This is a genomic window from Mycobacterium sp. GA-0227b (assembly GCF_001499855.1).
Taxonomy (GTDB): Bacteria; Actinomycetota; Actinomycetes; order Mycobacteriales; family Mycobacteriaceae; genus Mycobacterium.
In genome coordinates this window covers 178231-203178 of sequence record NZ_LQIK01000003.1, presented here as the reverse complement: position 1 = coordinate 203178, position 24948 = coordinate 178231, and the positions used below count along the sequence as shown (strand labels likewise).

Below are 24948 nucleotides of genomic sequence, written 5' to 3'. Positions count from 1 at the left end.
ACCCGTGCGACACAGGAGGAACACATCGATGACGGCAACCGCGCGCGACGAGATGTCCCAGCGCGCCGTAGAGGCCGGATGGGACCGCCGAGACGCCGACCGCACCGACTACTACACCCGGAGTCCGGTGCGGATTCACGTGATCTGGCAGGGACCCGACGCGATCAGCGGCGGAGCGCTGTACCACGACGACATCCTGATGGCCTACAGCCGCGACCTGCCCACGGTGACCGGCTGGTTGAACCGCGGTGCGTAGCGCCGCGGCTACCTGCGTCCGCTCGGCAGGCTAGGAACGTTCGCCGTCGGCGTACTCGTCCCAGACCTTCATCATCGTCTGCAGGATCTCCTCCGCACGGCCCAGCCCGGCGAGGTGACTTTCGCCGGGCATCGGGTAGAGCTCGGCGTCGGCGAGCCTGGACACCACATGCTGCCCGTGCGCGTACGGGACGATGTGGTCGGCGTCGCCGTGCCACCAGCGCACCGGCACCTTGATCTCATCGAGCCGGAAGCCCCAGTCCCGGGCGAACACGACGATGTCGGAGAACGGCGCGGCCAGTTGTTTGCGGCTGCCGTTGAGCAGGTCGTCGAGGAACATCGCCTTGATCTCGGGGCGGGCCAGCAGCCGACGGTCGCCCTCCGGGGACACCCGACCGTACAGGTCGGCGGCGGGGGAGGCGACCGGCTTGATGAACCGGATGAGCGCCGACGCCACCAGTCCGATCGGCGTTCCCGCGTACTGCAGCAGCGGTGCCACGCGCGTGCCGAGATTGCCCATCAGGCCGCCGGTGATCGCGTCGGAACCCACCGTGGGCGCGACGCCGCCGATCACGCCGGCGGCGACCACCCGGTCGGGCATCGCCGCGGCGCAGCCCAGCGTGTACGGGCCGCCGCCGGACAGGCCGACGACGACCATCTTGTCGATGCCGAGCGTGTCGGCGATGGTGCGCAGGTCGTCGGCGAACGCGACGACGGTGTCGTAGCGATGCGGGGTCGACGATCCGATACCGGGCCGGTCGAGCCCGATCAACCGGATGTTGGCCTTTTCGGCGTAGACGCGCGCTTCCATCGGGATCTGGCGCCGAGCGCCCGGGGTGCCGTGCAGCCAGAAGATGGCGCGGCCCTGTGGAGCGCCGAACTCGGCGAACCCGATCCGACGATCGTCGCCGACAGCGACGTTGCCCTCGAGCTTGGGGCGGGCGATTGCGACAACCATGTCCGAAGTGTCTCATGGCGCGTCGGCGCGCTTGTTAGCTATGCCACCCGGAAGACATAGGACGCGGCGGTGATGACGCGGTTGTCGACGCCCTCGTCGCGCATCAGAACCCGGACCGCGACAGTGCCGGCGGACCCGCGAAGCGGTTCGGTGTCCACCCGAAACGGGCCGGCTTTGCCGCGGGCCATGAACATGACGTGGCACGACACCCCGTGCAGACGGTCGGTGCCGGCCACACTGGCCGCGGCGTCGGTCGCCGCCTTCTCGAGGATGACGAACTGCGGCCCGACGTGCAGCGCGGCGTCGGGCGACGCCACCTCCACCGACAACTCCGGCAGTCCCCACCGGCCGTCGGGCCTGCGGTGGCCGCCGAACACCTGCCACAGCGGCGGCAGATCGGGGGAGTCGACCACCTCGAGGGGGTTGGCCTCCATCCGGCCCAGTCCGTCGGGCGGCGTGCCGATGCTGACACCCTGACCTTCGATCAGCGCAAGTACCCGGCCGGGCTGTTCGGCGTCGACGATCTTCGCCCGGCTGTAGCCCATCTGGCGGCCGACCCGCAGCTCCTCGGACACCACCTCGATGCGACGGACGTCGAGGCCCGGGTCGAGCAGCTGGCAGGAATGGATCACCGGGTTGGGCACCGCCTCCAGGTCGGACATGTGCCCGCTCTCGGGCGCGCAGATCCCCAGCACGGCGAACAGCAGTCCCCCCGCGGCGTCGCGCATATCGCGGCGCACGGTGACGGTGTTGTCCTCGTCGACGAGGTCCATCTGCGCGTAGCTGCGGCCGATGTAGCGGTAGCTCAACAGCCCGCCCCACCGCCTGCGCAGTTCCTCGGCGTACTCCTCGGGCGAATCGGTCAACTCCCGGATATCGCGCAACACCGGGCACTCCCATCTCGAAAGGGTTCGACGACGGCGGTCTACAGCAGTCGGCGGGGCGATCTTTCCATCTGGTAGCCGGCGGGGAACGTCATCTCGATCACGCGCAGTTCGTCGTGGGCCTTGGACTCCAGTTCGAGAACGACACAGCCCTCGCCGAGGTCCTTCGCCTCCAACACCGTGTAGTGCTGACCGCCACCGTTGACATCGACGATCGGGTCCCCTGAGCGCAGTGCCTCGACCGCTACCAGGCCGGGGGCTTTTGCCGGGTGTGCTTCCACCCGGCTAACGGTAGGCCAAACGGTAGCCGCCCTCAGTTGTTTCAGCCGACCGCCGTGGCGTAGGCGCCTTCGTGTTTTCCCGCCCTAGCGCGTGTACATCGGCGATCATGTCGCTAACACGCCGGCACCTGGGAGATGCCATGGACAGTACGATGCAGGACTTTCCGCTGACCGTGACGGGGATTCTGCGGCACGGCACGGGCTGGAATTCCGGCCGAAAAGTGATCACCGCGACGCCCGACGGACATCGCGAGATCAGCTACGGCGAATTCGGGACACGGGTCGCGCAGCTTGCGCACGGGCTACGTGCTCTCGGAGTGACCGATGGGCAGCGGGTCGCCACGTTCATGTGGAACAACCAGGAACACCTCGAGGCGTACTTCGCCGCGCCGTGCATGGGGGCGGTGCTGCACACGCTCAACATCCGGCTGGCCGGTGAGCAGATCGCGTTCATCGCGAACCAGGCCGACGATTCCGTTGTGCTGGTGGACATGTCGCTCGCCGGGCTGCTGTCGCCGATCCTGCCGCAGATGACGTCCGTGCACACGGTGGTGGCGGTCGGCGACGGCGACCTTTCCGAGCTCAGCGCGTCGGGTCGCACCGTTATCCGCTACGACGACGTCCTCGCCGGGCAGCCGCTCGACTATGACTGGCCCGAACTCGACGAGAGAAGCGCTGCCGCAATGTGTTACACCAGCGGAACGACCGGTAACCCGAAGGGCGTGGTCTACAGCCACCGCTCGAGTTATCTACATTCGATGGCGGTGTGCGCGGCCAACAACCTCGGCCTCATCGACGGTGACCGGGTGCTGCCGGTGGTGCCGATGTTCCATGCGAACGCGTGGGGGCAACCGTATGCGGCCATGATGGCCGGCGCGGACTTGGTGTTGCCCGACCGTTTTCTGCAGGCCGCTCCGCTGGTCGACATGATCGAACGGCACCGACCCACCGTCGCTGCCGCAGTGCCGACCATCTGGAACGACGTCCTGAAGTTTTTGCACGCCAACCCCGAGCGCGACATCTCCTCCCTGAAGAGGGTCGCCTGCGGCGGTTCGGCCGTGCCCCTCGGAATGATGAAGGAGTATCAGGACAGGTACGGCGTGGAGATCCGGCAGGCATGGGGGATGACGGAGACCTCACCACTGGCGGCCACCGCCGCACCGCCGCCGGAGGTCACCGGTGAGGAGCACTGGACGCTGCGCGCCTCGGCGGGCCGCGTCTTGTGCGGGGTCGAGATCCGCATCGTCGACGACGACGGCGCCGTGCTACCGAACGACGGAAAAGCCGTGGGCGAGATCGAGGTCCGCGGTCCGTGGATCACCGGTTCCTATTATCAGAACGCCGACCCGTCGAAGTTCGACGCGGGCTGGTTGCGCACCGGTGATGTCGGCCGCATCGATCCGCAGGGTTTCATCACGCTGACCGACCGCGCCAAGGACGTCATCAAGTCCGGTGGCGAGTGGATCTCGTCGGTGGAGTTGGAGTTGGCGATCACCGAGCATCCCGCGGTGTTCGAGGCTGCTGTCGTCGCCGTTCCGGACGACCGTTGGCAGGAGCGGCCGTTGGCGGCGGTCGTCGTCGGCAGCGACGAGTCCGTCACCGCCGCGGAGTTGCGGAAACACCTGAGCGACAAGGTCGCCCGTTTCTGGCTGCCCGAACACTGGACGTTCATCGACGAAGTACCCAAGACCAGCGTCGGCAAGTTCGACAAGAAGCTGATCAGGTCCCGGTACGCGGACGGCGCGTACAGCGTCGTGGAGTGCCGAGACTAACCGCGGCGCTCCGCGGTCAGCGCCCATCGGATCCCGCCGACAAGGACACGACCCGACAATCGGATGACGGTCGCCTCGACCGGCGGAAAGTACGGCAGCATCAGCGGCATTCGCGCCCAGGCCGGCAGCATCGCCACCGACGTCGCCGCGAGTATCCCGTAGGGAGCCCTGGCCGCGATCGGCAGCGGGGGAGTCAGCAGCAGGAACCGGGCAGCGTCGCGGGCGGCGGCGGTGCCGCAGAGTTCCGGCCGGAACCGCTCGATCCGCTCGCCCAGCTCTTTTTCGCTACGCGGCGGGTCGACGACGCCCAACGCCGACGCCACCCGGGCGGTGTCGGCGACGTAGCCGTCTCGGCCGGCCTGGTCCAGTGGCGTCTCACCGTACAACTGGTGCGCGAGCAGGAAGCTGTCGACCTCGGCGATGTGCACCCACTCCAGCAGATGCGGATCGGCGGCGTGGTAGGGCCTGCCGTCCGCAGCGACGCCGCGCACCCGTTGATGGATGCCGCGTACCCGGTCGACCGCGCGTTGAGCCTCGTCGGCGGGTCCGAAGGTGGTCACCGCCAGGAAGGTGCTGGTCCGCTGCAACCGACCCCACGGGTCACCCCGGTAGTCGGAGTGCTCGGCGACGCCCGCCATCGCCAAGGGATGCAGCGACTGCAGCAACAACGCGCGTAGACCGCCCACGAACATCGAGGCGTCAGCGTGCACCCGGCGGATCGGGCGGTCTTCGGCGAACCACCGGGGGCCGGGAGTGTCGTGGATGCGCGCGCGGTTGGCGGGGCCGTCGGGGCCGGCAACCATGCCGAACAAGCCGCGACCGAGGGTCTTGCGCACGGAACCCAGATCCGGCAACACCGTCATGCCTCCACGGTACGGCCGGGTCGGAGTCGCGCCAAACACCCGCCGAACTGGTCCGGGACGCGTGACTCGTGGTTTACCGTAGCGACGGAGGTCAATCCCGTGAGCAAAGCACACCGCCGCGGATGAGGAACGGGGAGGCAGACATGCGCCGATCGATCCGGTTGATGACCCTGGCCGCCGCGGTCGCCGTCACCGCGCCCCTCGGACTGGCGAGCAGCACCGGCAGCGCCGTCGCGGACGGACCCGTCGGCGCGGGGCGCGGCGGCACGTTCGTTCCCCTGAATCAAGTCCTGCGGCGCTGCGACTACGGCGGGACCGAATTCAACGGTCCGACCGGCTACGCACGCGCCACCAGTGTCATCCGCAGCACCGGTTCGGGCGTTTCCGCGGACGTCGAGATGAACACCGCGATACCGAACATGCGTTACGACGTCCGGCTCATCCAGGCGCCACGGCCGTCGGCGGCCACCTGCCACGGCGGCGACCCCGGTGTGGCGGCGGGCGTGTTGCAGATCAATGGGGCGGGCTACGGCTCCGTCACCCTTCACGACGCCGTCGAACCGGGCGCGACCGGAGCGTGGGTGTTCATCACCCGTCCCGACGCTTTCTCGCAGAACCCCGCGGAGTTCTACACCAGCGACTGGATCGAAGACATCTGACGCGCGGGGTCAGGCGGGGACGACGACGGTCAGGTCGTCACCGCGTCGCTCCACCCGCATCCCGGCGCGTCGCGCGACAGCGGCAACCCCGGCCGCGTCGTCGGGTTCGGCTCGGGTGGTGGCCAGGATGCGGGCGAGTCGGCCCTTGTGCGCCTTGTTGAAGTGGGTCACGACGGTGCGTCTACCGTCGCAGTGCTCGGCGACCACGTCGACGCGGACGGCGGCAGCCAGCCGGCCGAGCGACGCGTAGGAACCGGATCGGAGGTCGACGACGAGGTCCTCGGTCGCCAACCGGCTGAGCACGGGTTCCAGCACGGGACGCCACCGCGCGGCCAACGTCGGCCGGCCGGGCAGCTTCGACGTAGCCGAAAGCCGGTACGGCGGTACCGGATCGTCGGCACGTAACAGTCCGAACAGCGCCGAACCGACGGCCAGTCGGGCTCGGGCACGGCTCGCAGCAGCGCCCTGAAGCGACTCCATATCCAAGGCGTCGTAGAGGACACCGGTGTAGCGGTTGATCGCCGGCAGCGTCGGCGCGCTGCGCAGCTCGGCGTTGCGGTCGATCTCGGCGTCCTGCGTGGCCGACAGCCCCAGTGCACGCCGGCACGCCGGCCGGTCTTGCGCAAGCTTCACCAGCTCGTCGAGCAACTCGACCCGCAGCGGTCCCAGCTCCGGCGAGTTGAGCGACTCAAGGCGCAGCGGCGGCCCGTCGCCCCCGGACCGCTTGGTCTCCGAGGGCGGAAGAAGCACGATCACGCCGGAGAGGCTATCCGGGCGGGTGCTGCGATCAGGCCGGTGGCAGGGGTGCTGGTGACGGTGCCATCGGTGGCGGGGGCGGCGCGAACGGGTTCGCCGGCGGAGGCGGCAATGGGTTCGCGGGCGGCGGAGGCGGGGCCGGCGGCAGGGGCTGGTGCCCGGCCATCATCACCACCGGCGCGGGCGGCGCACCGGGCGCCAAGGGCTGCTCGGGCGGCACCGGCAGGAACATGTGGTTGGTGAACTGATCCTGGTAGGCGCCGCCACCGCCGATCTTGACGCCGCCGCTTTCACCGGATGAGACCGGGGTGCCGTCGGGCAGGGTGGCTGCGGTGTGGCCGCTGTTCCAGCCGACCACCAACGCACCGGGCTGGGTGCCGTACTGAAATCCACGTTCGAGCAGCTCCTGCTCGATGTTTCCCGTGTTGAACCTGTCGCCGTAGACGGGCCGACCGGTCGCCGCATTCGTCACCCAGGACACCAGGCCGGAGCAGTCCGTACCCGCCGGGGAGTCCCCGCCCGAGACGTACGGCGTGCCCGACACCTGGTTCACAAGCGTCAAGAGCGTGGCAAGAGCAAACATGCGCCGGGACGTTACAAGTGCCGTTGCAGCGTCACCAAATTCTGTGACAGCGTTCACAACCTGCGCGTTCTATTGCGTACTTCACGAATGTCATTGCAGATCGTGACTTTTCGTAGCGGCATAGCAACATCGATTGCCAAACGTGAATCATGCGGTGCAACAGAGCTTTTGCCCTCAGCCGTCCACGGAGTAACTCGAAACAGTCTGAACGCAAAAGACTTTCAGCGGAATCGGCCCCGCTGTCCTGCAGGTCTCAACCGTACGCCAGCAGCAACGGGACGGTCTGCTCAGCGAAGGTGAGAGAGCCGTGATGTCCGATCAGTGATGATTCCAGCGGTTCGACAGTGCGCCGGACCACCGCAGCCGCGCCGCGGGCGGCCGCCACCACGTCGCCGATGCGGGGCCGCACCGCATCGCTGACGCGCTCGCCGAACCACCCCGCCTCGACGGCCTCCTGGCGTGAGAGCACCCATGCCCGCTCGCCCAGAGTGGCGCGCCACGTGGCGAGCACGTCGCTTAGCGAGCCGTCCTCTATATAGATGTGTCGAGCCCGCGGCTCTCCGCCGATCGCCTGCACACCGTCGAGTAGGGCGGGGTTGGCGTCGACGTCCACGGTCTCGGCTTCCCGGACTTCGACCATGCCGTGGTCGGCGACCACGGCCAGCAGCCCGCCGGGCGGCAGCGCCTCGAGCACCGACTCGACGAGCCGGTCGATCTGACGTAACTGCATGCGCCACGGTGGTGACCCCGGGCCGTGCAGGTGGCCGAGCATGTCGAGTTCGCTGTGATAGCCGTAGCAGAAACCGTTGTCAGAGAGCGTATCCCGCACCGCAGCCGCAAGATCGCCGAGCGCATGCACGCCCACATAACGCCCGCCGCGCAGCACGGCGCGGGTGAGCCCGGACCCGGTGAACTCGGCGCCCGAGATCACGTTGACGGCGATGCCCACCGCGTCGGCCCGCTCGAAGGTGGTCGGTCGGGGCTGCACCTGTTCCGGGAGCACCGTGCCGCGAAGGTCCTCGCCCCAGGGGTGCGGCCGCCAGCGCAGGGCATTGATCACACCGGCCTCCGGTAGCCGGAACGAATAGCCGACGAATCCATGCTCGCCGGACGGGCAGCCGGTGCCGATCGCCGCGAGTCCGGCGGCGGTGGTCGAGGGGAACCCGACGGTGAGCGTCTGTCCGCGTAACCCCGCCAGAACGGGCGCGTCGCCGGCGTACGTGTCGAGCAGTTCGGCGCCGAGTCCGTCGATCAGCAGGACACATGCCCCGGCGATGTCGCCCGGCAGGCCGATCCGGTTGTCGAAGCCGTCCGCGCCCATCGCCGATAAAACCGACGGCACCACATCGGCCAGGTGCGCCAGGTCCGGGTCCGGCGTCGGCAGGTCCACACCGGCGAGCCTGCCACACGGCCCGCGCAGCGGATGCTGGTCAAAGCGGTTCCGCAACTTCGATGACGTCGGGTCAGCACCGAAGAGGCATTGACACGCAGCCATCTGGCTGCATATAGTCGGATACGCAGCCATCTGGCTGCATATATCCGAGGCGGATATGGACGACGTTTTCCGGGCGCTTGCCGATCCGAACCGACGGCTGCTGCTCGACAGCCTGAACACCCGCAACGGGCAGAGCCTGCGCGACTTGTGCGCAGGCCTGGAGATGGCACGCCAATCGGTCAGCAAGCACCTCGCGGTGCTCGAAGACGCCAATCTCATCACCACCGTGTGGCGGGGGAGGGAAAAGCTGCACTACCTCAACGCCGAACCGATCAACGCGATCGCCGACCGCTGGATCAACCAGTACGACCGCGCGCGGGTACAGACGCTCGCGGACCTCAAGACAGCATTGGAGACCCACCCGATGAGCAACAGCGAATTCGTCTACGTCACCTACATCCGTACCACGCCCGAACGCTTGTGGCAGGCCATCACCGACCCCGCGTTCTCGAGTCGCTACATGGGCCATGCACTCGTGTCCGACTTCGAGAAGGGCTCTGCGTACATATGGTCCGACCGCAGCGGTCTGGAGATCGAACACCCGGAGCAGGTCATCCTCGAGTCGGACCCGTACCGCAGGCTCGCCTTCACCTTTCACACGTTCGTACCCGAACTGACGACGCTGGGCCTCAATGAGGATGTCATCGCGAAGGCGGCGGCAGAGAGGCGGTCCAAGGTGACGTTCGAGATCGAGCCGGTCGACGAGGGCCAGGTCAAGCTGACCGTCGTACACGACGACTTCCCGCCGGAAAGCGCTGTCCGCGAACTGATCTCGGGTGGCTGGCCGTGGAAGCTCGCCAACCTCAAATCAGAACTCGAGCAGTCATGACGGGCATGCCTGCCATCACCGACCGGGCGACGTGGCAAGCGGAAATCGATGCACTCCGTATCCGAGAGAAGGAACACACCCGTGAAGGCGACGCGATCGCGGCGGCCCGCCGGCGCCTACCGATGGTCGAAATCGATGCCACGACACCCTTGATCGGCCCTCGAGGACAGGTCACCGTGCTCGATGCATTCGAGGGGCGCAGCCAACTGATCGCGTACTACTTCATGTGGTATCCGGGCCATCCGGCATCCGAGCAGTGCGAGGGCTGCACCTGGTGCACCACGCACGTTGCGGAGTTGTCCTACCTCCACTCTCGCGACATCACCTACGCGGTGTTCTGTCAGGGTCCGTTCGACGAAAGCCGCCGCTACCGCGACTTCATGGGCTGGGACATGCCGTGGTATTCGGCGCATGACTCGCTGGAAACGCTGCTCGTCGGGCGGCAACAAGGCCTGATGCATCTCGTGTGTTATCTCCGCGTCGGTGACCGCGTCTTCGAGACCTATTGGACGAACTACCGCGGCGTAGAGGCCATGGACTACAGCCTCGCGCTCATGGACCTCACCGTGTACGGACGCCAGGAGGCGTGGGAGGACTCGCCTGCGGGCTGGCCCATTTACCCCCTCGACGACGGCCAACCTATGCGTAGCAACGGGCGTCCGATATCCCAATGGCCGCGCCTTGAAGCCGGGCGCTCCGATGACCTGACGCTGAAATAGTAAGGGAGAGAGAGTAAATGAAAACACCACCAATTGTATCGGCGCCGGAATGGGACGCTGCGCTGAAGGAAATGCTCGTCAAGGAAAAGGAGCTCACCCGCGCCAAAGACGCGTTGGCGGCACAGCGCCGGCGAATGCCTTGGACCGCGGTGGAGAAGGAGTACGAGTTCGAAGGGCCCGATGGCAAGGCGAGTCTCCTAGATCTGTTCCAAGGCCGCCGACAGCTGATCGTCTACCGGGCGTTCTTTGGGCCGAGCACTTTCCACGGACCCGACGATCAAGGTTGGCCCGACCATGCCTGCTGTGGCTGCTCCTTGATGGCCGACCACGTTCCGAACCTGGCTCATCTCAACGCTCGCGACACCACGCTCGTCTACGCCTCGCCTGCCCCGCAGGCGGACATCGCACGGCTAAAGGCGCGGATGGGTTGGGAGCACATCCCGTGGTACACGATCACTGACGACTTCGACAAGGACTTCGGCGTCGACGAGTGGCACGGCCACAACGCCTTCATTCGCGACGGCGATAGCGTCTTCCGCACCTATTTCATCAACGAGCGCGGCGACGAGGCGTTCGTCACGACGTGGAGCTACCTCGACATGACCGCTCTTGGCCGCCAAGAGGATTGGGAGGATTCGCCGGAGGACTATCCGCAGACACCGCCCTACGAGTGGTGGGACTGGCACGACGAATACGGCACACACGAGCCGTCGCGGTGGTTCGAGGACGCTTAGCCGGTTGGTAGCACGCACCCGGTGGCTGTAGTCAACCGGTCAGGAGTGCCTGACGCGCGGGATTCGTTCACCAGACTCCCAAGCTAGGACGGGACGCTCGCCAACGCCTGAGCCACGCACTCGGCCCACCGGGCCTCGTCGACGACCACAAATGCCGAGTCGCCACCGAAGGCGCTGGAGATCACGAGATCAGGCGTAACCGTGCCCAGCAGCAGCACGCTTTCCCGGAGCTGACCGGCATCGCCGCGGCCGGGAACCAGGAACGTGGCCCACGAGCCTTCAGCGGTGGGGAACATGGTGTCGCCGGTGAACAAATACCTTTCCCCGCCGACCCCGGTGACCAGATAGCTTGTGCTGCCGGGTGAATGCCCCGGCGTGGGAAGCACCTCGACGCCGTTGTCATCGACGTGGCGCGTGGTACCGATGGGCACGTCGACGCGGCCGTGCTTTGCGATTACTTCGATCTCAGCTTCCGGTGCGTGCAGTCGGCGACCGAAACGCTTCTCGATCTGCGCCAGGTTCGGCCCCGCCTCGTCCTGGTGCGACAGGTACTGCGCTGCGACACCACCGAGGGCGTCGATCGCGTCGAAGTCCGCTTCCGTGGCGGGACTGTAGAAAAGCACGTTGCCGCGCGGACCACGCCACAGGTAGGCGTGCGTCGTGAGTCCCGGAAGAGGCGTGTCCATCCGGGTCTGCCAGAGATCTTCGCGTAGTTGAAGCATTTCGTGCGTCGTTGAAGTAGCCATGACAAGATCCTGCGACCTCAACTATTGTTGAGGTCAAGTCATTTCTCCCCGAACTTCGAAGCCAGGTGCCACCATCAACAGATGGCGTGCTCACACACCGCCGGCACGGCGGTCCTGACGACGGTCCTGACGGCGGTCGCCGCGTCGATCGTGTTCGCGCCCAATGCCTCCGCGGTCTGCTATTCCGCTGACTGCGTACCCAACGTCGAGCGCAACGTCGTAGAGGGAGCGCCTTGTGCTCCGGGCAAGTTCTTCAACTACGGGCTGGGCCCCACCGGCGCGACGTTCGTCTGCAACAGGGTCGGAGTTTGGACCCCCGCGGGCCCACTGGTCGGTGTGCACAACGTCGCAATGGACTGCCCGGAGCGAAATCTGTCCGCTCAAGGCTCTGATGGCGTGGCGTTCGTGTGCGCCGACATGGGTGGTGGCCACCTGCGGTGGGCCCACCGAATCGACACTGCGGAGTGATCAGAGCGTAGCGGCGATCCGGGCCGCCACGTCGGCCGCGACCTCGAGCGTCGTCGGGTCGGAGGCCGGGTGATAACAGTCCGCCGCCGGGTCGTAGGTCGCGCCCGCGATCGAGCCGTGATCCGCCGCCACCACCGCATAGTCGACCGGCCAGCCGTTACGCGAGAGCGTCTCGGCGAAACCGCGACTCACCTCGACGGGTACGACGTCGTCGTGCTCGCCGTGCAACAGCGTGAACGACACCGGGTCGCCGTCCAATTGGTCCGGCAGCCGGGCACCGGAAATCGGGTCGGCAACCATGAATGCCCCTGCGAGGCAGACGGTGTGGGTCACACCGAACTGTCCGGCGTGGATCGCCAGCCCCGCCGCCGCCAACCCGCCCATCGACCAGCCGACAAGTACCAACGGCTTACCGTCGGCGCGTTCCCGCGCATAGCCGGCCGACGCCAGCAGGTCCGCCCGGCCGCGGTCGTCGGCGTGCGAGTCCCAGTCGGCGAGCACGACGGCCGGGCCGTGCTCGTGCAAGCGTTCGGCCAGCGGTCGCATCGCGGCGCGCGAATCGGTCTGCGCGCCGTGCCACATCAGGACTGTCGGTTGGGACGCGTCGCCGAAGACGTCGGCGGACCGGCCGGGGGAGTACTCGACGGTGTGCACGGACTACGGAGTGCCCCGATAACCGCGAGGCCAACCGTGCCTGTCACCGCCGACGCGCATACCTGTCGACGAATCGTTGAAGGATGGTTCGCGGATATCGGACATCCCACTGGCGGGCAGCCGCTTTCAGCGATTCAGCCGACTCGGGCGGAAAGTAGCCGTGGTTCTTGTAGACGTCGATGCGAGTGATCATGCCGTCGAGGTCCAGTTCCGGATGAAACTGCGTGGCGTACACGTGACCCCCGACCCGAAACGCCTGCACCGGGCAGTCCCGCGACGAGGCGAGGCGCACCACGTCCGGCGGAAGCGAGGTCGCGCCCTCCCGGTGCCCGCCGAACGCGTCGAAGACGTCGGGCACCTCGGCGAACAACTCGTTATCGCGGCCCGCGGGCGTCACGGTCACAGTGAGCCCGCCGACCGGTTCCGGGTGTGTCCGGTCCACTGTCGCGCCGATGACCGTACCGAGGGTGCCGACGCCGTAACAGCATCCGAGGAAGGGGAAATCGTGGTCGACGATGCGGCCGATGAGCTCCAGCAACTCGGACTCGACCCGCCGCTGCGTCGCCGACTTCGATTCGGCGGTGTCGCTGACGTTGTAGGGGCCGCCGCCGAGGATGATGCCGGACCAGTCCGTCAGGTCGATGCGGCCCAACGACTCGTGGGTCAACCGGATGCGCCGCATGCCGCACGTGTCGAGGCCGGCGAAGCGCATCATCGCCCGATACTCCTCGTCGGCGGCTTCGTCCTCGCCGCGGATCGACAGCAGCAGGAACGGCTTAGACAGCACGGCACCCCGCGAACTCGGTGAGCCCGCGGGGTGCCGCGCGTCGTCGATTGCGCTCAGTCCAGTTCGAACCGATCGTTGTTCATGACCTTCACCCAGGCGGCGACGAAGTCCTCGACGAACTTGTCCTTGCTGTCGTCCTGCGCGTAGACCTCGGCGATGCCACGAAGCACCGAGTTCGAACCGAACACCAGGTCGTTGGCGGTGGCGGTCCACTTGGCCGCCCCGGAGGAACGGTCCCGACCCTCGTAGACGTTCTCGGCGGTCTCCGACGGCTTCCACTCCGTGCCCATATCGACCAAGTTGACGAAGAAGTCGTTGCTCAGCACGCCCGGCCTGTCGGTGAACACGCCGTGCTTGCTGCCGCCGTGGTTGACGTTGAGCACCCGCAGGCCGCCGATCAGCACCGCCAACTCCGGAGCCGTCAGGTCGAGCATGTAAGCCCGCTCGACCAGCAGCTGCTCCAACGGATTCTTCTCGCCCGGCCGCACGAAGTTGCGGAACCCGTCCGCCCGCGGTTCGAGCACCGCGAACGACTCCACGTCGGTGTTCTCCTGCGTGGCGTCGGTCCGACCCGGCGCGAAGTGCACATCGATCTCGAAACCACCGTCGCGGGCGGCCTTTTCGATCGCCGCCGAACCACCCAGCACGATCACGTCGGCCAGCGAGACCTTCTTGCCGCCGGTGGCCGAGGAGTTGAACTCCTGCTGGATGCGCTCGAGCACCGGCAGCACCTGTGCCAACTCGGCCGGCTCGTTGGCCTCCCAGTTCTTCTGCGGCTCCAGCCGGATCCGTGCGCCGTTGGCGCCGCCCCGCTTATCGGTGCCGCGGAAGCTCGATGCCGACGACCATGCCGTCTTCACCAGCTGCTGCACCGTCAGGCCGGAGTCGAGCAGCTTCGACTTGAGCTGCGCGATGTCCTGCTCGTCGACCAGTTCGTGATCCACCGGCGGAACCGGGTCCTGCCACAGCTGCGGCTCGGGAATCCACGGCCCGAGATAGCGGCTGATCGGGCCCATGTCGCGATGCATCAGCTTGAACCACGCCTTGGCGAACGCCTCGTCCATCTCCTCGGGATGGTCGAGCCAGCGGCGGGTGATCTCGCCGTAAATCGGGTCCTCCCGCATCGAGAGGTCGGTGACCAACATGGTCGGCTTGCGCGGCGGGCCGCCGAACGGGTCGGGAATGATCGCCTCGGCGTCCTTGGCCTCGAACTGCCAGGCGCCGGCGGGGCTCTTGGTCAGCTCGTACTCGTAGCCGTACAGGGTCTGCAGGTAACTGTTGTCCCACTTGGTCGGAGTCGGGGTCCAGACCACCTCCAGCCCGCTGGTGACGGTGTCGCCTGCCTTGCCGGAGCCGAACGGGCACTTCCAGCCCAATCCCATCTGTTCGATCGGGGCCCCCTCGGGCTCGGGCCCCATGCCTTCGTCCGAACCTGCGCCGTGGGTCTTGCCCAGCGTGTGACCACCGACGATCAGCGCAGCGGTCTCCTCGTCGTTCATCGCCATCCGGCCGAACGTCTCGCGGATGTCGTGCGCCGCGGCCAGCGGATCCGGCTTGCCTTCCGGGCCTTCCGGGTTGACGTAGATCAGGCCCATCGTGGTCGCGCCGTAGGGCTCGGCCAACTGGCGGTCACTGTCGTTGGTCCCGCCGTAGCGCTTGTCGGTGCCCAGCCAGGTGTCTTCCTGGCCCCACAGCATCTCCTCGGGCTCCCAGATGTCCTCGCGGCCGAACGCGAAACCCATCGTCTTGAAGCCCGACTGCTCCAATGAGGCGTCTCCGGCGTACGCGATCAGGTCGGCCCAGGAGATCTTGTTGCCGTACTTCTGCTTGATCGGCCACAGCAACCGGCGGGCCTTGTCCAGGCTGGCGTTGTCCGGCCAGCTGTTGAGGGGGGCGAAACGCTGGGCACCCTGTCCGGCGCCACCGCGGCCGTCGAAGATGCGGTAAGTGCCCGCGGCGTGCCAGCTCATGCGGACGAACAAACCGGCATAGCTGCCGTAGTCGGCCGGCCACCAATCTTGCGACGTGTTGATCAACTCGACGACGTCCCGCTTGAACGCCTCGAGGTCGAGTTTCTTGAACTCCTCGGCGTAGTCGAAGTCCTCGCCGAGCGGGTTGCCCTTCTCGTTCTGCTTGTGCAGCACCGACACGTCGACCTGTTCGGGCCACCAGTCCCGGTTCGTCAGCGGAGCGTGCGTCTTCGGCTTCGGCGAATCGATAACCGGGTTCTCGCTCTCACTGTGGCTGGCCGTCTTGGAGTCGGCGTGAGGCGGGCGAGCGTCAGAGGTATCAGACACAGCGTTCCTTCCGATCGGTTGTTTGGGCTGCGATCACGGTCGTGATCCGGAAACTTGCGATGCCGAGCAGTCCGGGCACAGGCCCCAGTAGATGACCTCGGCCTCATCGAGCACGAAGCCGTCCAGCGCGCCGTCGGGGTCCGACGGCGTCAGGCAGGGCGCTTCGCCGACGGCACAGTCGATGTCGGCGATGACGCCGCACGACCGGCACACGACATGGTGATGGTTGTCGCCGACGCGTGACTCATATCGGGCCACCGAACCGGAGGGCTGGATCCGGCGTACCAACCCAGCGGTGGTGAGCGCGGCAAGCACGTCGTAGACGGCCTGACGGGAGACGTCCGGGAGAGCGAGGCGGACCGCGCCGAAGATCGTTTCGGTGTCCGAATGGGGGTTGCCGTAGACCGCCTCGAGCACCGCGAGTCGCGGGCGAGTCACGCGAAGGTCGGCCGCGCGCAGCCGGTCCGCGTAGTCGGGCGTGGAAGGCACGCTGTCAATATGCCGCGTTATCTGGAATGAGTCAAGACTTGATTGGGCATGGCTTTCTGCGGCGTGTCGCAAATTCGGACAGGACCGTTGCTGCAGTGACCGAAGTGCCTCGTCGCCAACGTTTTTCGATGTCGCAGAGGCCGTGTCACGGGGTTTCCACGCTTGTTCCGGATACCGGCGCGGCTGGTACTGTTCCCAAGCTGCCGGGTCGGGACCGTCTGTGGTCAGGGGAGTGGACCACCCGGCGAGTGGACATCAGGCGAGACCCGAACGAGAAGCTACGGACTTCCGCGAAGAGAGTGTTGTGCGCACCGGCGAAATCAGAGCCCTTTCCGGCCTGCGCATCGTCGCCGCCGTGTGGGTGGTGCTGTTCCACTTCCGGCCGCTTCTAGAGGAGTCGGTGCCGGGCTTCCGGTCGGCGCTTGCGCCGCTGCTCAACTGCGGTGCGCAGGGCGTGGACCTGTTCTTCATGCTCAGCGGGTTCGTGCTCACGTGGAACTATCTCGATCGAATGGGGCCGTCGTTTTCGTGGCGGGCCACCGCGCGCTTTCTCTGGTTGCGGCTGGCCCGCGTATGGCCGGTGTACCTGGTGACGATGCATCTGGCGGCGTTGTGGATCATCTTCACCCTGTACATCGGCCACGTGCCGTCGCCGGCGGCCGACACTCTGACCGCCACGAACTACATCCGCCAGGCGCTGATGGTCCAATTGTGGTTCGTGCCGTTCTTCGACGGGTCCAGCTGGGACGGCCCGGCCTGGTCGATCAGCGCCGAATGGCTGGCCTATCTGCTGTTCGGCGCGCTGATCCTGGTGATCTTCCGGATCGCGCGAGCGACACGGGCGCGGGGCTTGATCGCGCTGGCCTTCGTCGCCACCATGCCGCCGATCCTGCTGCTGCTGGCCACCGGGCTGTTCTACACACCGTGGAGTTGGCTGCCGCGGATCGTCATGCAGTTCACCGCCGGTGCGCTGGTGTGTGCCGCAGTCCGCAAGCTGCAACCCAGCGACCGGACCCGGCGTGCGGCGGGGTACGCCGCAGTTCTGCTGGGCGGTGCGATCGTCGCCATCCTCTACCTGCTCGACGCCCACCCGCTGTCTAAGGTCCCCGACAGCGCAGGCCTGGTCGATGTGCTGTTCGTACCCTTGCTGTTCACGCTGGCCATCGGGTCGGGAACCTTGCCCTGGTTGCTGTCGCTGCGGCCGATCGTGTACCTGGGCCACGTGTCGTTCAGCCTGTACATGGTCCATGAACTGGTGCACACCACCTGGAACTGGATGGTGGCGCAATTCGAGCTGCAACTGTCGCCGGACCTCACGGGCAAGTTGATAATGGTTGCCTTGCTCGGCACCGCGCTGATCGGCGCGGTCATGCTGTACCACTTCGTCGAGGAGCCTGCCCGGAAATGGATGCGCGGCATGATGAGCGCCCCCACGCGTTCGGATACCCATGGCAAGTTGCACACCGTGTTGCACCCGCGCGAACGAGCAGAGGTGTTTTCGGCCCGCGCCGGATGACCACGCGAGTCGCTGCGGTGCTGGCGTCGTCGCAGCCCTACGCTGGAGCGGTGAGGCGCGTGGTGACGATTGTGCTGTCGCTCGCACTCTTGATCGTCGCGGGATGCCAGCATCGGGAACCACTGCGCGACAAAGAGATCGTCGAGCTCAACTTCGCGGTCAATCGCATCGCGGTGATCGGTGACTCGTACACGACCGGCAGCGACGAAGGCGGGCTCGACGCGAAAGGATGGCCGACACAGGCATGGCAGATCCTGGCTCGACAAGGGGTCGCCACCACGGCCGACGTCGGTGCCGAAGGCGGGGCCGGCTACGGCACCCGCGGTAACCGCGGCAGCCTGTTCGAGGATTTGACCGCCGCCACGGTGAAGCCCGACGACACCCTCGTGGTGTTCTTCGGTTCCCGCAACGATCAGCGTGTCGATCCCACCCAGCTGTCGATCCTCATCTACGGCACATTCCAGTTGGCGCGTCGGATCGCACCGTCGGCGCGACTGCTGGTGATCGGGCCGCCGTGGCCGACAGCCGACGTCCCCGCTGAGGTGATGCGCATCCGCGACACCCTCGAGTACCAGGCCGAGCTGGCGGGTGCGACGTTCATCGACCCGATCGCCGCGCGCTGGTTCGTCGACAGACCCGAGCTGATCGGCTCCGACGGCGTTCACCCCACCGATGCGGGCCACACCTATATGGCCGAGAAGATCGCGCCGCTCATCGGCGCGCAACTGCCGCGCGGCATCTGATGGTCCTCGGCGGACGCCTGTACCAGCTGCTGACGCGGGTGTTGTCGCTTCGGATCATCGTGATCGTGGCGGCGCTGTCGGTGGTGGCGCTAGTGATCACGCTGGGCGCATGGGTGTGGTTCGGCGTCACCAACGACCAATACAGTCAACTGGACCGCCGCCTCGACTCTGTCAGCAGCCTGGGCGACATCAGCACGCTGCTGCGCACCGCACAGCAGGTGGACGTCGACCCACCCATCCCGGACGGCGGGCTGGTGCGCACCGCGCGGGTTGACGGCGTCACCGTCTCCATACCCGAGGACGTGGTGTTGCCGAAGTTCGACATCGGCTACGCCGACACCACCATCGACGGCGTCGAATACCGGGTGCGGACATTCGCCGCCGGTGACGCGTTGATCGCAGTCGGCGCGCCGCTGGCCGAGACCCAGCGCCGCATCGACGAGTTGCACCGCCGGGTGCTGCTGATCTGCGGCGGCGTGATCGTGGGCACCGTCCTCGTCGGCTGGGTGATGTGGTCGATCATGATCAACCCGTTCCGCCTGCTCGCCCAGCAGGCCCGCGCGATCAACGCGCAGTCGAAACCCGACGAGGTTCAGGTGCGCGGCGTGCAGGAGGCCGTCGAGATCGCCGAGGCGGTCGAAGGGATGCTCGCCCGTATCGGCGACGAACAGCAACGCACCAGAGCGGCGCTGGAATCGGCGCGCGACTTCGCCGCGGTGGCGTCGCACGAGCTACGCACCCCGCTGACCGCGATGCGCACCAATCTCGAGGTGCTGTCCACATTGCAGATGCGCGACGAGCAGCGCCAGGAGGTGATCGCCGACGTGATGCGCACCCAGAGCCGCGTCGAGGCGATGCTCACGGCACTGGAACGCCTGGCCCAGGGCCAGTTGACCACCGTCGACGACTTCGTGCCCGTCGACATCACCGAGCTGCTGGACCGGGCCGCGCACGACGCGATGCGCAACTATCCCGGTCTGCGGGTGTCGCTGGCTTCGTCGACGACGGTGCTCATGTTGGGCTTGCCGGCCGGGCTGCGGCTCGTCGTCGACAACGCGATCACCAATGCGATCAAGCACGGCGGCGCCACCGAGATCCAGCTCGGCGCGGACAGTTCCGGCGAAGGCGTGAGAATCACCGTCGACGACAACGGCTCGGGGATACCGGAGGACGAACGGGCCGCGGTGTTCGAACGGTTCTCGCGCGGCTCGACCGCGGCACGCTCCGGTTCTGGACTGGGCTTGGCGCTGGTGGCCCAGCAGGCCGAGCTGCACGGCGGAACCGCGACAATGGAAACCAGCCCGCTGGGCGGCGCGCGGCTGGTGCTGAGCCTGCCCGCGCCGAGCTGAGGTGGTTAGCATCCCAAGATGGCGAAACTCGAGTTGTCGCGCGAATTGGCGTTGAGCCCACAGGACGCGTGGGAACACGTCTCGGACCTCAGCTCGCTGGGTGACTGGCTGGTGATGCACGAGGGCTGGCGAAGCGAGTTGCCCGACGAACTGTCGGTAGGCACCACCATCGTCGGAGTGGCCGGCGCGAAAGGCCTGCGCAACCGGGTCACCTGGACCATCAAGAAGTTCGACCCGCCCCAGCTGATCGAGGTGACCGGAAACGGCGTCGGCGGCACCAGGTATGGGCTGACGATGACCGTGGCTCCGACGAAGAAGGGCAGCGCCTTCACCCTCACCCTCAACCTCGGCGGCGCGCCGCTGTTCGGGCCGATCGGATCGGCGGCCGCGCGGGCGGTCAAGGGCGATATCGACCGGTCCATCCGCAAGTTCGAGGAGCTTTACGCTTGAGGTTGGAGCCTGAGGGCTTGAGCCTGAGGGTTGAGCCGGACGGCGGTTGACCCTGTGGGAAGCGGGTAACACCCTTCGATGTCCCAAACCATGGATCTGACTGTTCTGGACCCGCGTACCGGCGACATGGTGACCCGGATTCCGGTCACCGACCCCGCAGCCTGTGCCGAAGCCGTGGCGCGAGCGCATGAGGCCGCGCCGGCGTGGGCGCGTACCCCCGCGGCAGAACGGGCCGGCGCGCTGACGCGAGCGGCCGCTGCGGTCCGCGAAGCGGCAGCCGAACTGGCCGAGCTCAACGAACGCGAGACCGGCAAGCTGCGAGACGACGCGTTGGGCGGAGTCGACGCCGGCGCGGGCACGTTGGTGCAGTACGCCGAACTCGGTCCAGTGCACCGCGGGCGCAGCCTGCACGGGTCATGGGCCGCGACCGACCTGATGGTCCCGGAACCACGCGGTGTCGTGGCGGTGCTGACCCCGTGGAACGATCCGGTAGCCGTGGCGGCGGGTCTGCTCGGCGCGGCGCTGGTGACCGGAAATACGGTGGTGCACAAGCCAAGTGAGCGGTGCCCGGCAACCGGTCGGCGGTTCGCCGAACTCCTGGCCGAACAGCTTCCCGACGGTGTGTTGGAAATCCTCGACGGCGACGGAACGGTCGGTGCCCAGCTGGCCTCGGCGCAGGACGTCGACGTGGTGGCACATGTCGGCAGCAGTGCGGCCGGCCGGGCGATCGCGCGGGCGTGCGCGGAGCGCGGCGCCAAGACGGTGCTGGAGAACGGTGGCAACGACGCGTTGATCGTCGACGCCGGAGTGGATCCGCGGTGGGCGGCCGAGCAGACCGCGCTGGGCGCGTACGCGAACGCCGGGCAGATCTGCGTGTCGGTCGAGCGGGTTTTCGTGGTCGGCTCGATGGCCGACGCCTTCCTCGACGCTTTGGTCGACGAAGCGCGCGGATGGGACGAGCGGATCGGGCCGATGGTCGATCGGCAGCAGCGTGCGGTGGTGCAGGACCACGTCGACGACGCGGTCGCCAACGGCGCGCGGGCTTTGATCGGCGGCGAACCGCGACCGGGCCCGGGCGCGTTCTACCCGCCCACCGTGCTGGCCGACTGCACACCGGACATGCGGGTGTTTCGGGAGGAGACGTTCGGTCCGGTCGCGCCGGTGCGGGTCGTGCCCGACTTCGAGACCGCGCTGCGCGAGGCCGCCGACGATCGCTACGGGTTGGCCGCCACCGTGCTGACCCCCGACATGGCCCACGCGCAGCAGGCCTGGCGGGCGTTGCCGGTCGGCACCGTCAAGATCAACGACGTCTTCGGGGGCGCACCCGGCGGGGCGTCGCAACCGCGCCGCGCCAGCGGCAACGGGTTCGGCTTCGGACCCGAACTGCTCGACGAGATGACCGTGATGAAGGTCGTGCACTGGTCACCGCCGGGCAACTGAGCCGCGCTCTAATCCTCCTTACGGATCAACCGGCCCAGTGCCTCCCGGTCGGAGGCCAGCAGTTCCTCGATTCGCGGCTGGTTGACGTCGGCCACGATGATCTCCCCGACCTCCTGGTAAACGTCGCTGAAGATGCCGTGCGACTTCATCTTCTCGGTTTGGTAGATGTTGTCCTCGGTCGGCGTGACGTAGTAGACGATCTCGGCCTTGAACCGGTGAATCAGCCATAGGTGCACGACGCTCATCAGCCGCTTCTGGCGCAGCTTCTCGGCGAAGGTGTTCTGGTCACGCACCGTCAGGATGCTGCGGCCGTGCCGGTCCTTGATCGGGTCGACGATCACGTTGGCGAGCTTCTCGTCCTCGCCGTCACGCTCGCCGTAGATCCCGAGTTCGAGCACGTCCGACCCGGGCCGCGTCGGCCGTAGCTGCACCCGCAGCTTCTCATCGAGTTTGTAGTGCTCGCCCCACAGCGCCAGCCACTCCTCGAGCAGCTTCTTCGGCACCTCGGTCTGCACCAGATGCTGATGCTGGGTCGAGCCCTTGCCCATCGCCTTGGTGGTCGCCAAGCGGCCCGACGACGCAGCCAGCGCAGCATCGCTTCGCGGGCCGCCGACGAGCGTTTGCGGTGTGCGGTAAGGAGATTCGACAAGCCGCATCTTGCGCTGCAGCCGTGCTAGCGCGAGCATGCCGTCCTGTCGCAGTGCGGTGGCGAACTCCTCGGATGCGACGCCGTCGACCTGGTGCCCGCCATAGGTGATGAAGTTGAAGACGAAACCCATCTTTCCGAGTTCCACTGGGAACGCCCGCATCTCGTCGTCGGTCATGCCGGTGGTGTCCCAGTTGAAGGAAGGCGACAGGTTGTAGGCCAACATCTGGTCGGGGAACACGGCGTGGACCGCCTCGGCGAACTCGCGCGCGTCGGCGAGGTCGGCGGTCTTGGTTTCCATCCAGAGGATGTCGGCGAATGGCGCGGCGGCAAGCGACTTGGCTATCGCGTATGGGATGCCGCCGCGGACCTGGTAGTAGCCCTCCGGGGTCTTGGCGAGTTCGCAGTCCCAGCCGACCGCCGCGCCGAGCTCCCTGGCCTTCTCGCGCGCGGTGTACAACGGTGCGAGCCGGGCAAAATCGCGCCACTCCGTCACACTCATATCGAGTTGTTCGCCTTCACTCTCGCGGAACTCGAGTAGCTCGGCGACGGCCTCCCCATAGGTCATCAGCCCGGCATCGACCTGCCAGGCGTCGACGCACTTCGACTCGACCTCGTCGAAGATCTCGTCGATGGCCCCGTCCGGCCGGTCGTGGTACGTCGAGGCCGCCTCGGCAACGGCGTCGCCGATACCGTGGCGGTCCAGCCACGCGTTGGCGGTCGCGTACTCACCCTCGGGCAGCGCATAGAGCAGGTGGCCGTTGAGTTCGCTGACGCCCGCCTCGTAGAAGCGACGCATCATCGCCAGATAGCAGGACTTGTACGACGGCACCTTCAGATTCGTCACGCCCAGCAGGAACGGCTGGTCGCGCTCGTCGGCGCGGCTGTCGATCAAGTTGGCCGCCTCGGCATCCGTGCGGGCGACGATGATGCCGGGCACCTTCATGATGTCGAGTTGGAAACGGGCGGTGTTGAGCCGTTTGATCTGCTCGTCGGACGGCACGAGCACCTTGCCACCCTGGTGGCCACACTTCTTGGTACCCGGGCGCTGGTCCTCGATGTGGTAACCGGGCACCCCGGCCTCCACAAATCGGCGAATCAGGTTGCGCACGTGTGGATCTCCGCCGTGGCCGGTGTCGGCGTCGGCGATGATGAACGGGCGGAAGTCGACGGCAGGCGTCGCGTCGCGCTGCTTGTCCGACATTTGCAACCGCAGGTACTGCTGGTTGCGGTCCGCGGTGAGCAGCGCACGGACCAGACCGGCAGCCTCCTCGGGCACCTGGCTGAGGGGGTAGCTGGCGAGGTCGGGTCCCGGGTCCTCGGTCGTGGACCCTTTAGCCGACGTCGCCCAGCCACCGAGGTAGATGCCCTCGATGCCCATTCGTTTCATCGTGACGGCCTGCCCGGGCGAGTAAGGGCCGAACGTGGTGATGCTTTTCTTCTGCGCGAACAGTTCGCGAAGACGCGCGTAGAACGCGGTGGCGGCCTCACGCGCGACGATGTAGTCGGAGGCGATCGTGCCGCGCTGTTCAGCGACTTGGCGCGCTGAGTACAGGCGGGTGATCCCGTCGAATCTCGGGCTGTCGAAGTACCGCTGGGTGGCAGCGACCTCCTGCTCAAACGGGGTCTGAGGCGCGGCGTCCGTTTCGATGATGGCCATGAATTCACCCTACGGCGACCGCTTGGCTGACGCTGCCGTTATCAGCCGGGACGACCGCGCCAGATGCGCGGTGAGGTGCCGTGTACCCGGCGGAACTGCCTGGAGAAGTAGCCGGGGTCCGCTATCCCGACCCGACGCGCCACCTCCTGGATCGACAGGTCGGTATCGGCCAGCAGCCGGCGGCTCTCAGCCATGCGCCGTTCGATGATCCACTCCTGCACGGTGCGCCCGGTGCGCCGGCGCACCAACGTGGTCAGGTGGCCGGGCGTCATGCCGATCTCGGCGGCCACGTCGCGCAGCGAGAGCTGCGTGTTGTGCCGCCGGTCGATCACCGCGAACACCTCGGCGAGCACGGGTTCGCCGCTGTGACGCAAGTCGCCGACGACGTCAACGGCGAGGCGGGCGAGGTCGATAAGCAGCAGCGTGAGGTGGGCGAGTGCGGCCTGCCGGTAGCCGTCCTTCCGCTCCGTCAGCTCGGCTTCGATCGACCCGATCGCGGCGTCCCAGGCGCCGCGGCGGGCGGTAGGCAGCCGTAGTTCGAGCAGGCCGCCGGACTCACTGTGCAGGAATGGAAACAGCAGCGGATGCGCCCGCCACGCCGGCCACGGCGACTCGCCGTCCTCGCCCAGCGCCACGGGGTCGAAGAAGATTCCGACATCGCCACCGGAGCGGTCCACCCGGCTCGGATCGAGCACCGCACCGGCCGCCGCGACATAGACGAGCCCGGCCGACGAGACGTACCACAAGGCGGGAAAGTCGTGGATGTGGCGACCCCTTTCGAGCACCTCATCCCGGCCAGCGCGGACCACCGAGACCGGGGGTGTGTCCGGACCGGTCGGATACTGGTACATCGGTACGCCACTTCGATGCCTGACCAACCGGGATGCCAGCGCCATATGACGAAAGATAGTCCTA

26 protein-coding genes are annotated in these 24948 nt (G+C 67.1%); 12 read left to right on the top strand and 14 right to left on the bottom strand.

Going from position 1 to position 24948, the window contains the following annotated elements; translation table 11 throughout:
* The first annotated feature begins 28 nt into the window (after positions 1 to 28).
* On the top strand, positions 29 to 256 hold the full coding sequence (locus AU185_RS04820; RefSeq protein ID WP_059102290.1) for a hypothetical protein: 228 nt from the start codon (positions 29 to 31) through the stop codon (positions 254 to 256).
* 30 nt (positions 257 to 286) lie between these two features.
* Here the strand turns inward: AU185_RS04820 and AU185_RS04815 are convergent, their stop codons facing one another.
* Genes AU185_RS04815 through AU185_RS04805 form a run of 3 tightly spaced genes read right to left on the bottom strand, consistent with a single transcriptional unit; the run spans position 287 to position 2378 of the window.
* Positions 287 to 1213 carry an alpha/beta fold hydrolase gene (locus AU185_RS04815; protein WP_059102289.1) on the bottom strand — a complete coding sequence of 309 codons (927 nt, stop codon included), beginning with the start codon at positions 1211 to 1213 and terminating at the stop codon, positions 287 to 289.
* Between the two features lie 38 nt (positions 1214 to 1251).
* Complete coding sequence (locus AU185_RS04810) at positions 1252 to 2100, bottom strand: acyl-CoA thioesterase domain-containing protein (protein ID WP_059102288.1); 849 nt, start codon at positions 2098 to 2100, stop codon at positions 1252 to 1254.
* Positions 2101 to 2138: 38 nt separating this feature from the next.
* Positions 2139 to 2378 (bottom strand): hypothetical protein, encoded by a 240-nt coding sequence (locus AU185_RS04805; RefSeq protein WP_059102287.1) that lies wholly within the window; start codon positions 2376 to 2378, stop codon positions 2139 to 2141.
* Between the two features lie 140 nt (positions 2379 to 2518).
* On the opposite strand from AU185_RS04805, the gene AU185_RS04800 reads away from it, so the two are divergent.
* On the top strand, positions 2519 to 4150 hold the full coding sequence (locus AU185_RS04800) for a fatty acid--CoA ligase (RefSeq protein ID WP_059102286.1): 1632 nt from the start codon (positions 2519 to 2521) through the stop codon (positions 4148 to 4150).
* Here AU185_RS04800 and AU185_RS04795 read toward each other — a convergent pair.
* Positions 4147 to 5013: an oxygenase MpaB family protein gene (locus AU185_RS04795; RefSeq protein ID WP_059102285.1), complete on the bottom strand. Its 867-nt coding sequence runs from the start codon at positions 5011 to 5013 to the stop codon at positions 4147 to 4149. The genes AU185_RS04800 and AU185_RS04795 overlap by 4 nt on opposite strands.
* A gap of 143 nt (positions 5014 to 5156) precedes the next feature.
* Between AU185_RS04795 and AU185_RS04790 the strand changes: the two genes are divergently transcribed.
* On the top strand, positions 5157 to 5672 hold the full coding sequence (locus AU185_RS04790) for a hypothetical protein (protein ID WP_172800253.1): 516 nt from the start codon (positions 5157 to 5159) through the stop codon (positions 5670 to 5672).
* 9 nt (positions 5673 to 5681) lie between these two features.
* Here the strand turns inward: AU185_RS04790 and yaaA are convergent, their stop codons facing one another.
* The 3 genes from yaaA to AU185_RS04775 form a co-directional block, all read right to left on the bottom strand.
* The gene (gene yaaA / locus AU185_RS04785) at positions 5682 to 6428 is read right to left on the bottom strand and encodes a peroxide stress protein YaaA (protein ID WP_059102283.1); all 747 of its coding nucleotides are present in this window, start codon (positions 6426 to 6428) and stop codon (positions 5682 to 5684) included.
* 31 nt (positions 6429 to 6459) lie between these two features.
* Positions 6460 to 7011: an NlpC/P60 family protein gene (locus tag AU185_RS04780; RefSeq protein ID WP_059156944.1), complete on the bottom strand. Its 552-nt coding sequence runs from the start codon at positions 7009 to 7011 to the stop codon at positions 6460 to 6462.
* Positions 7012 to 7264: 253 nt separating this feature from the next.
* Positions 7265 to 8401: an alkaline phosphatase family protein gene (locus AU185_RS04775; protein WP_059102341.1), complete on the bottom strand. Its 1137-nt coding sequence runs from the start codon at positions 8399 to 8401 to the stop codon at positions 7265 to 7267.
* Positions 8402 to 8561: 160 nt separating this feature from the next.
* Here AU185_RS04775 and AU185_RS04770 point away from each other — a divergent pair, with 160 nt between their 5' ends.
* The 3 genes from AU185_RS04770 to AU185_RS04760 are packed head-to-tail and all read left to right on the top strand — an operon-like array spanning position 8562 to position 10788.
* Positions 8562 to 9335 (top strand): ArsR/SmtB family transcription factor, encoded by a 774-nt coding sequence (locus AU185_RS04770; RefSeq protein ID WP_059102281.1) that lies wholly within the window; start codon positions 8562 to 8564, stop codon positions 9333 to 9335.
* Positions 9332 to 10054, top strand: coding sequence for a DUF899 family protein (locus AU185_RS04765; RefSeq protein ID WP_059102280.1), 723 nt, complete (start codon positions 9332 to 9334; stop codon positions 10052 to 10054). Before AU185_RS04770 ends, AU185_RS04765 begins: the two co-directional genes overlap by 4 nt.
* Before the next feature lie 17 nt (positions 10055 to 10071).
* Entirely contained in the window at positions 10072 to 10788 is a 717-nt protein-coding gene (locus AU185_RS04760; protein ID WP_059102279.1) for a DUF899 domain-containing protein, read from the top strand.
* 83 nt (positions 10789 to 10871) lie between these two features.
* Here the strand turns inward: AU185_RS04760 and AU185_RS04755 are convergent, their stop codons facing one another.
* The gene (locus AU185_RS04755; RefSeq protein ID WP_059102278.1) at positions 10872 to 11534 is read right to left on the bottom strand and encodes an MBL fold metallo-hydrolase; all 663 of its coding nucleotides are present in this window, start codon (positions 11532 to 11534) and stop codon (positions 10872 to 10874) included.
* 81 nt (positions 11535 to 11615) lie between these two features.
* On the opposite strand from AU185_RS04755, the gene AU185_RS04750 reads away from it, so the two are divergent.
* Positions 11616 to 12002 (top strand): hypothetical protein, encoded by a 387-nt coding sequence (locus tag AU185_RS04750; RefSeq protein WP_059102277.1) that lies wholly within the window; start codon positions 11616 to 11618, stop codon positions 12000 to 12002.
* Here AU185_RS04750 and AU185_RS04745 read toward each other — a convergent pair whose 3' ends face one another.
* From AU185_RS04745 to AU185_RS04730, 4 genes are read right to left on the bottom strand one after another with little or no spacing between them, the layout of a single operon-like run.
* Positions 12003 to 12656 (bottom strand): alpha/beta hydrolase family protein, encoded by a 654-nt coding sequence (locus AU185_RS04745; RefSeq protein WP_059102276.1) that lies wholly within the window; start codon positions 12654 to 12656, stop codon positions 12003 to 12005. It lies immediately after the preceding gene.
* A 43-nt stretch (positions 12657 to 12699) separates the two neighbouring features.
* Complete coding sequence (locus AU185_RS04740; RefSeq protein WP_156425398.1) at positions 12700 to 13443, bottom strand: glutamine amidotransferase; 744 nt, start codon at positions 13441 to 13443, stop codon at positions 12700 to 12702.
* A gap of 53 nt (positions 13444 to 13496) precedes the next feature.
* The gene (gene katG / locus AU185_RS04735) at positions 13497 to 15740 is read right to left on the bottom strand and encodes a catalase/peroxidase HPI (protein WP_059102275.1); all 2244 of its coding nucleotides are present in this window, start codon (positions 15738 to 15740) and stop codon (positions 13497 to 13499) included.
* A 33-nt stretch (positions 15741 to 15773) separates the two neighbouring features.
* A complete protein-coding gene (locus AU185_RS04730) occupies positions 15774 to 16229 on the bottom strand; it encodes a Fur family transcriptional regulator (protein ID WP_059102274.1) in 456 nt (151 codons plus the stop codon).
* Between the two features lie 304 nt (positions 16230 to 16533).
* Here AU185_RS04730 and AU185_RS04725 point away from each other — a divergent pair, with 304 nt between their 5' ends.
* The 5 genes from AU185_RS04725 (at position 16534) to AU185_RS04705 (ending at position 21727) form a co-directional block, all read left to right on the top strand.
* Positions 16534 to 17745, top strand: coding sequence for an acyltransferase family protein (locus AU185_RS04725; RefSeq protein ID WP_059102273.1), 1212 nt, complete (start codon positions 16534 to 16536; stop codon positions 17743 to 17745).
* Positions 17746 to 17795: 50 nt separating this feature from the next.
* Positions 17796 to 18488, top strand: coding sequence for an Rv0518 family GDSL lipase (locus tag AU185_RS04720; RefSeq protein WP_059102339.1), 693 nt, complete (start codon positions 17796 to 17798; stop codon positions 18486 to 18488).
* On the top strand, positions 18488 to 19837 hold the full coding sequence (locus AU185_RS04715; protein ID WP_059102272.1) for a sensor histidine kinase: 1350 nt from the start codon (positions 18488 to 18490) through the stop codon (positions 19835 to 19837). Before AU185_RS04720 ends, AU185_RS04715 begins: the two co-directional genes overlap by 1 nt.
* An 18-nt stretch (positions 19838 to 19855) precedes the next feature.
* Positions 19856 to 20287, top strand: coding sequence for a type II toxin-antitoxin system Rv0910 family toxin (locus AU185_RS04710; RefSeq protein WP_059102271.1), 432 nt, complete (start codon positions 19856 to 19858; stop codon positions 20285 to 20287).
* Positions 20288 to 20377: 90 nt separating this feature from the next.
* Entirely contained in the window at positions 20378 to 21727 is a 1350-nt protein-coding gene (locus AU185_RS04705; protein WP_231740460.1) for an aldehyde dehydrogenase family protein, read from the top strand.
* Between the two features lie 8 nt (positions 21728 to 21735).
* On the opposite strand, the gene aceA is transcribed toward AU185_RS04705, so the two are convergent.
* Together aceA and AU185_RS04695 are read right to left on the bottom strand one after the other, a co-directional pair.
* On the bottom strand, positions 21736 to 24033 hold the full coding sequence (aceA, locus tag AU185_RS04700) for an isocitrate lyase ICL2 (protein WP_059102270.1): 2298 nt from the start codon (positions 24031 to 24033) through the stop codon (positions 21736 to 21738).
* Between the two features lie 41 nt (positions 24034 to 24074).
* Positions 24075 to 24929, bottom strand: a complete 855-nt coding sequence (locus AU185_RS04695) for a helix-turn-helix transcriptional regulator (protein ID WP_059102269.1) — start codon at positions 24927 to 24929, stop codon at positions 24075 to 24077.
* Between the last annotated feature and the right edge of the window lie 19 nt (positions 24930 to 24948).